Here is a 12,489-nt window from a genome sequence, read left to right as displayed (position 1 = left end):
CTACTTATTGTTTATAACTCTCTATTGACCGTTTGTCATTTACCTGTTTTAATCATTTATCATAAACTATCATGAATAAACCTATTAACCTTCTTGTAGGAGGATTGACGCTGTTTGCCGCACAAGGTTGCAAGGCTCCGAAACAAGTGTCCCAACAAGCGGAGCATCCTAATATAATCTATGTATTTCCCGATCAATACCGTAACCAGGCGATGGGCTTCTGGAGCCAGAACGGATTCCGGGATAAAGTAAACTTTGAAGGAGACCCCGTGCATACTCCTAATCTGGATGCCTTTGCACGTGAATCTATGGTCTTGTCGTCTGCACAGAGTAACTGTCCGTTGAGCAGCCCCCATCGTGGAATGTTACTGACCGGTATGTATCCGAACAAAAGTGGTGTACCATTGAATTGCAACTCTACACGTCCGATCAGTTCCTTGCGCGAGGATGCGGAATGTATCGGCGATGTATTCAGCAAAGCAGGCTATGACTGTGCTTATTTTGGCAAACTTCATGCTGACTTCCCAACTCCGAACGATCCCGAACATCCGGGACAGTATGTGGAAGAAAAACGTCCGGCATGGGATGCCTATACACCGAAAGAACGCCGGCACGGTTTTAACTACTGGTATTCTTACGGAACATTTGATGAACACAAGAATCCGCATTACTGGGATACGGATGGTAAGAGACATGATCCGAAGGAATGGTCACCTTTGCATGAATCAGGCAAAGTCATTTCTTATCTGAAAAATGACGGTAACGTGCGTGATACCAAGAAACCTTTCTTTATAATGGTGGGTATGAATCCTCCCCATAGCCCGTATCGTTCTTTGAATGACTGTGAAGAGCAGGATTTCAATCTTTATAAAGATCAGCCTCTGGATAGTCTGCTGATTCGCCCGAATGTCGATTTGAAGATGAAGAAAGCGGAGTCCGCACGTTATTATTTCGCTTCCGTAACCGGAGTAGACCGTGCTTTCGGACAGATTTTGACGACATTGAAAGAGCTGGGATTGGATAAGAATACAGTCGTAATTTTTGCTTCCGACCATGGCGAGACGATGTGTAGCCAGCGCACTGATGATCCGAAGAATTCCCCTTATTCTGAATCCATGAATATTCCGTTTCTGGTTCGTTTCCCCGGTAAGATTCAGCCGCGGGTAGATGATTTATTGCTCTCTGCTCCTGATATTATGCCTACGGTGCTTGGCTTATGCGGGCTGGGTGATTCTATTCCGGCAGAAGTGCAGGGACGTAATTTTGCTCCTCTTTTCTTCGATGAAAAGGCTGAAATTGTTCGCCCTACAGGTGCACTGTATATTCAGAATGTAGACGGTGATAAAGATGAAAATGGATTGGTGCAGACTTACTTCCCTTCTTCAAGAGGTATCAAGACAGCTCAATATACATTGGCTTTATATATCGACCGTGATACGAAGCAATTGAAGAAAAGCCTCTTATTCGATGATGTAAAAGATCCATATCAGCTGCATAACTTGCCTTTGGAAGAAAATAAAGAGATTGTGGCAAAACTTTGCGGTGAAATGGGAGCTATGTTGAAAGAGATTAACGATCCTTGGTATACGGAAAAGATTCTGTCGGATCGGATCCCTTATTAGCGATTTATGTATTCTTATATAATCATTTAGGCACGGATTACACGGATTTCACGGTCTTTAGTGTTCTCATTGTTGCAAGGCAACCGCGTTCATCCGTGTAATCCGTGCCTAAAAAACGAAAGCAATTCAGTAATGAAAAACAGTTGTTTTATAGTATTATTCCTTCTGGGAATTATTCCTTCAGCTTTCGCCCAACTCATCGGATTTGAAAAGGAAGTGCCCGAAACATTTAAAGTTTCCGGAAAGGGAGAAGTGAAAATCTCTTCTCTTTTTTACAAGGAGGGTGAAAGCAGTTTGGAATGGGACTTTCAGCCCGGTTCTACACTGGATGTTCAGATTGCTCCTTTATCGTTGAATACGAGAAACGAGAAGCAGTTCGGCATTACTTTGTGGATTTATAATGAGAAACCACAGCAGGATTCTATTCGTTTTGAGTTTCTGAATAAAGAGGGAAAAGTCTCTTATTGGTTCTCTTATCGTTTGCAGGCAGCAGGATGGCGGGCTTGCTGGATCTCTTTTGAGTATATGCAGGGCGACAAGAAAGATAAGAAGATCGTAGCCTATCGGCTGGTTGCCCCGCAACGGAAGGGACGTATCTTTCTTGACCGTCTTATTTTCCCGGAAAAGAAAATGAATCTTCGTACCACTCCCGACCAGCAGTTGCCTGCTAATAATGGGCTGTCTAATCGTGATTTGTGGCATTGGTGTCTGGTGTGGAAATGGGAACAACAGTCGTATGCTATTCCTCTGCCTTCTAAATTGACAAGCGAGCAAAAGAAGGAGCTGAAGACTATCGAACAACGTTTGACTGACTTTTTGGAAGTGAAAAAGGCTCCGCAAGGACCGATTAATGCTGCCTATAGAACGTTTGAGAAAGCGGCTATCAGTCCATCCATCGCCGGAACGGGATTTATAGGAACTCCTATTGTTGCTCCTGATGAACAGGACAAGAAGAAAGGGGAGATGTCATGGAATGATATTGAAACGATGCTTTCCGGTTTTGCCTATGATGCTTATTATAACCGGAACGAAACATCAAAGAAAAACTACTTTACTGTGTTCGACTATGCTATCGATCAGGGATTTGCCTATGGCAGCGGTATGGGTACCAATCATCATTATGGTTATCAGGTGCGTAAGATATATACGACTGCCTGGCTGATGCGTGATGCAATCTATAAACATCCTCATCGGGATGCTTATCTCTCCACATTGCGTTTTTGGGCGGCTCTGCAAGAAACCCGTCAGCCATGTTCTCCAACGCGTGACGAATTGTTGGATTCCTGGCATACGTTATTGATGGCGAAGTTTATTTCCGCTATGATGTTTCCCGATGCAAGGGAACAAGCGCAAGCTTTGAGCGGCTTGTCACATTGGTTGTCTTCTTCTTTGCGTTATACTCCGGGAACGATCGGTGGTATAAAGGTAGACGGTACGACGTTCCATCATGGCGGTTTCTATCCGGGATATACTACTGGAGTACTTGCGACTGTAGGAGAATATATTGCATTTACCAATGGCACAAGTTTTGAGCTGACAGAAGATGCGCGCAAACACATGAAATCAGCCTTTATTGCTATGCGCAATTATTGTAATCTCTATGAATGGGGCATCGGAATCAGTGGCCGTCATCCTTTTGGAGGGAAGATGGGAAGCGATGATATCGAAGCATTTGCCAATATCGCTTTATCCGGCGATTTGTCCGGTCAGGGAAACGCGTTTGATCGTGGTCTGGCTGCCGACTATTTACGTCTGATACGCAATAGTGATACTCCGAATGCGCGTTTCTTCAAGAAGGAAGGTATTCAACCGGCGCAGGCTCCACAGGGATTCTTCGTTTACAACTACGGTTCGGCGGGGATTTTCCGTCGTGCGGATTGGATGGTGACATTGAAAGGATATACCACTGATGTATGGGGGGCTGAAATTTATACGAAAGATAACCGTTACGGACGTTATCAGAGCTATGGTTCCGTGCAGATTATGGGGAAAGGAAGTCCCGTGTCACGTGCCGGAAGCGGCTTTGTGCAGGAGGGATGGGACTGGAATCGCTTGCCGGGTACAACGACCATTCATTTGCCTTTTGAGTTACTCGACAGTCCGCTGAAAGGAACAACTATGGCACACTCCAAAGAGAATTTTTCCGGAAGCAGTTCTTTGAATGGCCAAAATGGTATGTTTGCCATGAAGTTGTCAGAACGGGATTATGAGAACTTCACACCGGACTTTGTGGCCCGTAAATCTGTTTTCTGTTTTGATAACCGGATGGTTTGCCTGGGAACAGGTATCTCGAACTCTAATGCGGACTATCCTACGGAAACCACTCTTTTCCAGACAAAATACAATGGGAAGGAGCCCAAGGTGGGAGAGGATAACTATTGGCTTCATGATGGTTATGACAATTATTATCATGTAGTGGACGGAACCGTTCGTTCACAAGTGGCAGATCAGGAATCACGACATGAAAAGACACGTGAAGTAACCAAGGGGAAATTCTCTTCTGCCTGGATAGAACATGGTAAGGCTCCGAAAGACGGAACATACGAGTATATGGTGCTGATTCAGCCTTCGGCTTCCGAACTCGACGAGCTGCGTAAAACCTCTGTATACGAGGTGTTGCAACGCGATCAGACTGCTCACGTAGTCTTTGACAGGAAAACGGAGATTACGGCCTATGCTGCATTTGAAAACTACCATCCAGCCAGCGACAGAATATTCATCGCTATTCCGGCGGAAACGATGGTGATGGCAGGTAAAGAAGGAGAAGGGAAGATTCGTATCAGTGTATGTGACCCTAATCTGAATATTGCGGAAAAGACTTATACGACGAAAGAACCGAGTCGCCCGATTACTAAAAAGGTATTGCTGAAAGGACATTGGACATTGAAGAATCCACAGGAAAATGTGCGGTTGGAACAACAAGGTAATAACACGCAGTTGACAGTCGTCTGCCAGCATGGGCAGCCTGTTGAGATGGTAATGCAATCCGATTGATTTAGTATTATAGAGAAATGATCGTAAAGAATAAGAGGTGCACATTTTGTGCACCTCTTGCTTTTTTCTTTCAACAATTTCTTTTCTACCATTTAGGATTCTGGTCTCCCTCCAATGCCGGATTCAGCTCCATAGCTGCCAATGGAATAGGACGCAGATTAAATTTAGAATCAATGTCACTGTTAATATCCGGATTGTGTGCTTTTGCATACTCAGAAAGTTTGCCGGTACGGGTCAGGTCAGCGAAGCGATGATATTCGCCGGCTAGTTCGCGGGCACGTTCATTCAGAATATAGTCAATATTCATTTCACTTGCAGTAGCTAAAGTTGCATTGGCACGATTGCGGACAATGTTAATGTATCGAGCGGCATTTGTTCCATCATTGAGTTTCACATATGCCTCGGCGGCAATTAAATTTGTTTCTGCCAGTCGAGCCAGATAAATGTCACGCATGGAAGAAGTAGTACTGAAATAAGTGCGTCCGTTCTCTGTATCATCAAATTTGCGGAAGGAAGCAACACCATACACGTCTTCTTTCATTTTTGTTTCATAACTGGTTTCATCTCCATTGATGTTGGTACCCATGGGAAGCATTTCCACTACTTGCGCATTAGCACGACTCGGTAGTGCTGCACGCCAGGCATCCACATTTTCTATTTCCCATGACGGGCAATAGTAGTAGGTGACAGCACTTGTGTTTTTATTGTCATCGTAATAATCCCAGTAACTTTGACGAAGTTCTGTCATAAATGTGCTTTCATAACGGATATCCAGATTGGGTGAGGAAGTATTGGTGTTAAAGACTTCATGCATCCACAAGGTAGGAGTCAATGTAGACGAAGTATATTTATGACCTTTTTCCTGTCCGTCCAGGTAATCGCAGAAATGAGCCTGTTGTTTGTTTCCGTCTGCTTTCGGGTCGTTGACAGTAGCAACATTGTAAACCACTGAGAAAAGGACTTCGGCATTACCTTCGCCTGCATTGCTGAATAAAGTCGGGAATGAAGTAGTCAGAGCTGCTCCCGCACCTGCTGCATTGGCAGCTGTGATAGCGTCACGATAGTCCTGGTCATTATTGGTAAGATATCCTCTTGATAGCAGGGCTTTAGCCAGGTAGTGGTAGGCGGCTTTCCGGTTGAAGCGGCCGTCTGTTGCACTTTCAGGCAAGTTGACAGAAGTGGATAATGCACCCATTTCGGAAATGATAAATCCATAAACATCCGTTGCCGAGCTGCGGGCAATACCTGTGATAGGAGTGGCGGAACGTTCCGTTATCATCGGCACGCCGCCGAATTGCTGTACCAGATTTAAATAGAACAAGGCACGCAGACCGCGAGCTTCATCGATACGACCGGCACGGCTTGCCTCTTTTTCACCCCAGTAAATAACTTCATTAGTCAAGGAAATGGCTTTGTAATGATTTGTATAAAAGGTCTGCACGTTCTCCTCTGCGGCAGAATAGGCATTGCTGTACAGATTACACGTCGGAACGGATGTACGGCCGGTAGCGAATAAATCTGTTCCTCCTTCAAAGAGCCACGGGTCACCGCCGTATATGGTACGCAATGAACTGTAAGCTGCATTCGACAGAGATTCAAAACCTTCGGCTGTTCCATAATAGTCGGCACCGGGAATGTCGGATTTCAAGTCTTGATTCAGGAAATCGGAGCAACCGGTAAACAGGGTTAGTAGTGCTGTAGCTGTAAGTATATATATATTTTTCATAATTGTAATGGTGATTAGAATTTAACATTAAGACCTATCTGGTAAGAAATGGAACTTGGGCCGCCTGTTCCGTCAAGTATAGCGGCATCTGCCCATTCCGGATCAAATCCTTTATAGTCTGTGAAAGTGAACGGATTCAATACGTTGGCATATATACGCAAATGTTCGATACCGATCTTCTTGGTGAGTTGCTTGTCGAAAGTATATCCCAGCGTGATGTTCTTGATTTTCCAATAAGAAGCATCTACATAATTGTTTGACTTGAATTCAGTGTTCTTACCAGTGTACCAGCCATTGCCGCCACCATGATTGTAGTTGACATCGTTGAGCGGGTAGGGGTAGCTGCCTACGTGGGTTTGTCCGGCAACAACTGTGCGATCGGAAGTCAGGGAAGACGGATTGCTTCCATCCCATGTGTAGTTGAATACTGGTGCACCTTCCGGGATGTAGAAGTCCATTTTTAGTTTCGTACGGCCACGGTCGGAATAATCCGTGAATTCTTGCATAAACGGACTGTAGAGCGTGTGTCCTTGTTTGGTGTTTACAGACATGGAGAAATCCCAGTTCTTGTAAGAGAAAGACGTGGAAAGAGTACCTGTCCATTTGGGCATGGCCTGACCGATAATCTGGCGGTCGCTGTCGTCTATTTTACCATCCTTGTTGATGTCTTCGTAGGTCATGCAGCCCTCAAAATAGCCATACCATTCACTCTTGGTTTTCGTCACTCCGTCAATCGTTACTTTCTCATTGGCTGTTGCTTGTGTGCAGATGCCCGTTTGACGTAAGTCGTAAGCCACGTCGATGGGCTGTCCGATAAACCAACGTTCAGCACGCATATCTTCTTTTTTACCTTGCAGTTCGAGAATCTCATTCTTGTTTTTAGCAAATGTTGCAGTGACATCCCAATAAAAGTTTTTGGTCTGAAGCAAAACACCTTTCAACATAAGTTCGATACCACTGTTGCGGACTTTTCCGACATTGGCAGTCATTGTACCTGTGGGAGAACCTTGCTCAAGCAATAATTTCTGATCCATCAGCAGGTCTTTGGAGGTTTTGTTATACCAGTCGATGGTACCGGACAGGCGACCGTTGAAGAAACCGAAGTCCAGACCAAAGTTCAACTCAGTCGTTTTCTCCCAGCTCAATAACTCATTGATGACTTCGGGACCGTAACCCTTTCCAAAGCTGGAATAATAAAGCTGATTAGCTAGAAACATAGTTTCATAGTTGCCTACGGAAGCATTGTTGCCCGTTGCTCCGAAACTGCCACGGAGTTTCAGGTTGCTGATCCACGGAGCTTTGTCTTTGATAAATGATTCCTCACTGATGCGCCATGCCAAAGCTGCGGAAGGGAAACTTCCCCAGCGATGTCCGTCCTGAAATTTGGAAGAGCCATCCCAACGGGAAGAAATTGTCGCCAGATAACGTCCTTTATAAGCATAGTTCAAACGAAGCGCGTAGGATAGCATGGTCGCCTTTCCGTAAGAACTCTCAATATCGCTGTAACTTTTGGCAGAGCCCATATTATACCATAATGTTTTCGGAGTGACTCCTTCGCCGGTTAAGGCGTATTTCTCTGCTTCTGTGCTGTATACGCTCAACAATGCCATGGCGTTAAAGCTATGGTCTTCCTTGACCGTCTTGACGTAATTCACCTGAGTGTCCCAAGTATAGGAGAAAGATTCATTGCGGGTGACGGTAGCCGAAGAAGTTCCGGTAGGGTTTGTTGAAGCATTATATGTGCTGGATTGTGCAGACGACAGTCCTCCGTAATATTCCCCTCTGCGACGGGTAGAGAACGTAGGAGAGAAGGTAGTCTTGATAATCACGTCATTGATCGGTTGATATTGGGCGTACATCGTTCCCAGCACACGATATCCTTTCGTCTTGTCCTCCGAATTCTGAGAGTCGATCAGCGGAGAAACGGAAGAAGAAAACCCGGCGGGGAAAGTAGAGCTGGAAGCCTGTCCCGGTGCTAAATCTTTGCCCGGGAGGTAGTTGACCTCACCGGTTTCTGTGTTATAAGGCAGCCAATATCCATTAGCGCGGAATGACTCTTGAACGGCACGTTTGGAACCGTAGTCATAATTGAAAGCGACTAGATTGGCTGTTGCCCCTACCTTGATATATTTATTGATTTTGCCGTCAATAGCCATTTTCACATTGAAGCGTTTCATACCATCGCCCATCACTCCGTCCTCCTGCTGATAGCCGGCTCCAAGGCGGTAGGATACTTTTTGTCCGGCGCCTGCAACTTGGATGAAGTGATTCTGCTGTGTTCCGTCCTTCAACATCAAATCACGCCAGTCTGTAAAATCTCTGTTGATGAACTGTTCGCGCATCTTAGTAGAAAGAGCATTTCCTTTGTCATTCCAGACAGAGGCAAGGTTACCCTCAGTCATTTCAAGTGGCAGACGACCATCCACAATTCCCGCATTCTTCACAGGAGAAGTATATTTCATATAACGATAATCCATCCATTCCACATCGTCCATGAATTCGGGCATGCGGGCTACTGTCTTATAGCCTACATAACCATCGTATGTAACGTTTACTTTCATTTCCGCCCCTACTTGAGCCGATTTAGTAGTAACGATGACTACACCGTTCGTGGCGCGTGAACCATAAATGGCTGTGGAGGAGGCGTCTTTCAATACATCTATTTTTTCTATATCCGACGGGTTCAAGAAATTGATATCATCACATACCACTCCATCTACTACGAATAAAGGACTTGTACTGCTACCTAATGTACTTTTACCACGAATGGAAATGCTGAAGCTTTCGCCTACACGGCTGGATGATTGGGAAATATCGACTCCGGGCACTTGTCCTTGCAAGGATTCCATGACGGTTGATGCACCTTTGCCGGTCAATTTTGCGTTGTCCACACTACTGATTGCTCCGGTCAAATCGGATTTTTTTTGTACACCGTAACCCACAACGACCACTTCATCAAGAGTCTGAAGGTCTTCCGTCAGCTTTACTGTTAGGTTTGTCTGGTCGGCAATTGTAATTGTTTGTGGAAGATAGCCGATAAACGAGATTTTGATTTTTGCACCTTTTGAAACGGCTGGCAAGGTAAATTTCCCATCAATGTCTGTGATTGTTCCGTTGGTTGTACCGATTTCTGTTACATTGGCCCCAATTACAGGTTCGCCGGTTGAATCGAGTACTGTACCTGTGATCTGACGGCCTTGTGCAAAGGCAATTAAACATAGCATGCTCAGAAAAAGAGTCACTGCTAATTTTCGGACTTGCATTTTTAGATCCATAATTTTATGTTTTTATAGTTATTAAATAAGGTGTATAACAGGATAATTTATGCTGTTACGATATGCGAAATTAAAAATTATTTATAGTTGTAATGTGGAAAAATTAATCTTTGATGTGAATTTTTTAGTCAGTATGCTGGAATGATGCCTTTTGCAGCAGTATCTTTACAATAAAAAGAAGATAGCAGGTCTGTAAAAGATCTGCTATCTTCTTTTTATTGTAAAGCTTGGAAATATAAATATTACTTATTCAGTCTCCATTCGAAACCGTCTTTGGTATCTTTGATTTCAAATCCGAGTGCTGTCAGTGTGTTGCGGATCTCGTCGGAAGTAGCCCAGTCTTTGTTGGCTTTCGCTTTCATACGTTGTTCCAGTAGCATATCTACTACCTTGCCGTAAGCTGCTTCACGACCATCTGAAGAGCCTTTTTCTTCTTTCAATCCCATGATGTCGAAACTGAACAGATGGAATGTTTCTTTCAGGTCTTTCAGGTCTTCGGCGGAGATAGTGGCATTGCCGGCAATGATATTGTTAATGATGCGGGCGCCTTCGAAAAGCTGTGCGATGACAATCGGTGTATTCAAGTCGTCATTCATTGCTTCGTAGCATTTTGCACGTAGCTCTTTCACGTTGATTCCCTCTGAAGTTGCCGATGCGGGAGTTATCTTATCCAATGCGTCGATAGCTTCCATCAGACGTTGCAAGCCTTTTTCGGATGCTTGCAATGCCTCATTGCTGAAATCTACCGTACTGCGGTAATGAGCTTGCAGGATGAAGAAGCGGATCGTCATTGGTGTGTAGGCTTGTGCCAACAGCTTATGGGTACCGTTGAAGAATTCGTCCAGTGTGATGAAGTTGCCAAGTGATTTACCCATCTTTGTTCCATTGATGGTAATCATATTGTTGTGCATCCAGTAGTGAACCATGTCGTCCCCTTGCGAAGCTACCGATTGTGCGATTTCACATTCGTGGTGGGGGAAAATCAAGTCCATTCCTCCTCCGTGAATATCGAAGTGCTCACCCAGGTATTTGCGTCCCATAGCGGTACATTCGGCGTGCCATCCGGGGAAGCCGTCGCTCCATGGAGACGGCCAGCGCATGATATGTTCCGGTTGTGCCTTTTTCCAAAGGGCGAAGTCGGCAGGATTGCGTTTTTCGCTTTGTCCGTCGAGGTCACGGGTGGTATTTAATACATCGTCCAGATTACGTCCGGAAAGTTTTCCGTAGTGGTAATCCTTATTGTATTTGGCTACATCGAAGTAGACGGAGCCTTCGCTTTCATAGGCGTATCCGGCATCCAAAATCTTCTGTACCAGTTGGATTTGTTCAATGATATGTCCTGAAGCATGTGGCTCAATGCTTGGAGAAAGTACATTCAACGCTTCCATTGCTTTATGATAGCGGTTCAGGAAATATTGAACAACCTCCATTGGCTCCAACTCTTCCAGACGTGCTTTTTTGGCGATTTTGTCTTCTCCGTCATCGGCATCGTGTTCCAGATGACCTACGTCGGTAATATTTCGTACGTAGCGTACTTTATATCCTAGGTGGGTGAGATAGCGGAATAACACATCAAAGGTTATAGCCGGGCGGGCGTGTCCTAAATGGGCATCTCCGTAAACAGTCGGTCCGCACACATACATGCCTACATGAGGTGCATGAAGCGGTACAAACAACTCTTTCTTTCTATCTAAGGTGTTGTAAATGGTAAGTTGATGTTCCATAACATTTTATATTTGTTTTATTGGAATCGCAAAGTTAGTATAAAATCTGAATATGCGCCCTATCTTTAATCGGTTGATTTTAAGTGTTGGGTCGTTTTTGCTAGTAAGGTGATTTGTTTCCCGGTATGAAACTGACAGTTTCACACCGAGGAAACAATCGTTTCACTACGAGGAACCAAAGGTTTCTCACCGAGAAACTAAAACTCTGTCAGCATGTCAGTAAATGTTTGGCTATTGTTGATTACAAAACTTATTGATTGCTTCTGCTACACCGTCTTCTTCGTTACTTAGAGTGATGTAATCTGCTGCTTTCTTTACAGGTTCTTGAGCATTTCCCATGGCAATCCCCAATCCTGCAAACTTAATCATGGATAGGTCATTATAGCCATCACCTATGGCAATAACTTCTTCACGTGCTACTCCTATTTCTTTTAACAGGACAGCCAAAGAAAGAGCCTTGTCGATACCTTGCGGGACTAATTCGAGAAAATAGGGTTCTGAACGGAAAACATTAATGCGACCTTGCAGCCGGAGACAAAGTTCGGCTTCAAGTGGAATCAGTTTATCGGCATCTCCTACGATGAGGCATTTGGCTACGGGAAGCGTGATGTCTGTCAGGAAGTCGTTTGTCTCCCGAACTGCCATTTTATTGAGAAAGGCCTCTTTTAATACGTATGGATCTTGAGAGTTTTCGGTTATTATCTCTGCTCCGTCATAGGTTAATATACTTAGTTGATGGGTACGGGCACATTCGTAAAGCACTGGAACAACTTCATTAGGCAACACATTTTCATATACCATCTCCTGTGTTTCCCAATTAATGATTTCTCCTCCGTTATAGGACAGGATGAATCCACCGAATTCATTCATACGTAACTCATTAGCTAATGGCACAATGCCATAAGTAGGCCGTCCGGAAGCTAATACCAGTCGTATTCCTTGCTCTTGCATACGTATCAGAGTTTCCCTGTTGCGGGGAGTGATTTCTTTTTTAGAGTTGGTGAGTGTGCCGTCAAGATCGAGCACGATAAGTTTGTATTTCATGTAGGGTTGTTTTGGATGCAAAGATAAATTAAAAAAATATTTCTGCAAGGTGGTGGGGGAAAAGATGTGGTTTTAGCTAAAATTGCACTGTGATAGTGCAATAT

The 12,489-nt window shown here is 44.5% G+C and carries 6 protein-coding genes; 2 read left to right on the top strand and 4 right to left on the bottom strand.

Translation table 11 applies throughout. The annotated features are described in order from the left end of the window. Positions 1–71: 71 nt before the first annotated feature. Together AAHJ11_RS21815 and AAHJ11_RS21810 are read left to right on the top strand one after the other, a co-directional pair. Positions 72–1,622: a sulfatase gene (locus tag AAHJ11_RS21815; RefSeq protein WP_217723362.1), complete on the top strand. Its 1,551-nt coding sequence runs from the start codon at positions 72–74 to the stop codon at positions 1,620–1,622. Positions 1,623–1,754: 132 nt separating this feature from the next. Then, a complete protein-coding gene (locus tag AAHJ11_RS21810; protein WP_148364221.1) occupies positions 1,755–4,616 on the top strand; it encodes a chondroitinase family polysaccharide lyase in 2,862 nt (953 codons plus the stop codon). 85 nt (positions 4,617–4,701) lie between these two features. Here AAHJ11_RS21810 and AAHJ11_RS21805 read toward each other — a convergent pair whose 3' ends face one another. The 4 genes from AAHJ11_RS21805 to AAHJ11_RS21790 all read right to left on the bottom strand — a co-directional run bounded on the left by AAHJ11_RS21805 (position 4,702) and on the right by AAHJ11_RS21790 (position 12,385). Further along, positions 4,702–6,342 carry a RagB/SusD family nutrient uptake outer membrane protein gene (locus AAHJ11_RS21805; protein ID WP_148364220.1) on the bottom strand — a complete coding sequence of 547 codons (1,641 nt, stop codon included), beginning with the start codon at positions 6,340–6,342 and terminating at the stop codon, positions 4,702–4,704. 14 nt (positions 6,343–6,356) lie between these two features. Beyond that, positions 6,357–9,617 carry a SusC/RagA family TonB-linked outer membrane protein gene (locus AAHJ11_RS21800; protein ID WP_148364219.1) on the bottom strand — a complete coding sequence of 1,087 codons (3,261 nt, stop codon included), beginning with the start codon at positions 9,615–9,617 and terminating at the stop codon, positions 6,357–6,359. 242 nt (positions 9,618–9,859) lie between these two features. Continuing rightward, positions 9,860–11,341, bottom strand: coding sequence for a cysteine--tRNA ligase (cysS, locus tag AAHJ11_RS21795; RefSeq protein ID WP_148364218.1), 1,482 nt, complete (start codon positions 11,339–11,341; stop codon positions 9,860–9,862). A gap of 231 nt (positions 11,342–11,572) precedes the next feature. After that, positions 11,573–12,385 carry a Cof-type HAD-IIB family hydrolase gene (locus AAHJ11_RS21790; RefSeq protein WP_032847443.1) on the bottom strand — a complete coding sequence of 271 codons (813 nt, stop codon included), beginning with the start codon at positions 12,383–12,385 and terminating at the stop codon, positions 11,573–11,575. Positions 12,386–12,489 lie beyond the last annotated feature (104 nt).

It is taken from the genome of Bacteroides sp. 90-K9/2 (assembly GCF_047310725.1).
Classification (GTDB): Bacteria; Bacteroidota; Bacteroidia; order Bacteroidales; family Bacteroidaceae; genus Bacteroides; species Bacteroides vicugnae.
Note: the sequence above shows the minus strand (reverse complement) of the source record. Positions and strands in the feature narration are given on the sequence as shown.

What these genes read in the sequence shown, in the direction of transcription:
- AAHJ11_RS21805 (WP_148364220.1), bottom strand. Translation starts at nt 6,342, where the DNA reads ATGAAAAATATATATATACTTACAGCTACAGCACTACTAACCCTGTTT.
- AAHJ11_RS21790 (WP_032847443.1), bottom strand. Translation starts at nt 12,385, where the DNA reads ATGAAATACAAACTTATCGTGCTCGATCTTGACGGCACACTCACCAAC.
- AAHJ11_RS21815 (WP_217723362.1), top strand. Translation starts at nt 72, where the DNA reads ATGAATAAACCTATTAACCTTCTTGTAGGAGGATTGACGCTGTTTGCC.
- AAHJ11_RS21810 (WP_148364221.1), top strand. Translation starts at nt 1,755, where the DNA reads ATGAAAAACAGTTGTTTTATAGTATTATTCCTTCTGGGAATTATTCCT.
- cysS (WP_148364218.1), bottom strand. Translation starts at nt 11,341, where the DNA reads ATGGAACATCAACTTACCATTTACAACACCTTAGATAGAAAGAAAGAG.
- AAHJ11_RS21800 (WP_148364219.1), bottom strand. Translation starts at nt 9,617, where the DNA reads ATGGATCTAAAAATGCAAGTCCGAAAATTAGCAGTGACTCTTTTTCTG.